Annotated in this window: 1 protein-coding gene; it reads right to left on the bottom strand. The window is 34.3% G+C overall.

Annotated elements, in window-relative coordinates; translation table 11 throughout:
- On the bottom strand, positions 1 to 373 hold a 373-nt coding region (locus tag KGF41_RS20605; RefSeq protein WP_255611571.1), incomplete at both ends, for a glycine rich domain-containing protein.

Below are 373 nucleotides of genomic sequence, written 5' to 3'. Positions count from 1 at the left end.
CTTTTTCTGCTGTAGCATTAGCACTGTCTGTAACAACTATTTTAAGCGTGTGTAGTGCATTATCTTCTAATGTATAGTTAATTGTTTTCTCTTCTGTTAAATCTGTTGTTATAGTTTCTTTTAGTACATCATCTATAAAGTATTCTATTTTAGTTAGTAGTGTAGGGTCTGTGTGGTCTGCCTTAAATGTTGCTTGTGTGGAGTTATAAGATGATACAGTTAAAAATGGTAAGCCTTGAAGTAATGTTATCTTAGCGTAACCATCTGCTCTTGTAGTATTTCCTCCAGCTGTCATGACCACATTTTCTAACCAATATTCTGAGGTTGGTATATAACCAGGTGGCTTATAGCTATCTTTAGTTAGTGCATAACC

It is taken from the genome of Clostridioides sp. ZZV14-6150 (assembly GCF_020657875.1).
Taxonomy (GTDB): domain Bacteria; phylum Bacillota; class Clostridia; order Peptostreptococcales; family Peptostreptococcaceae; genus Clostridioides.
Note: the sequence above shows the minus strand (reverse complement) of the source record. Positions and strands in the feature narration are given on the sequence as shown.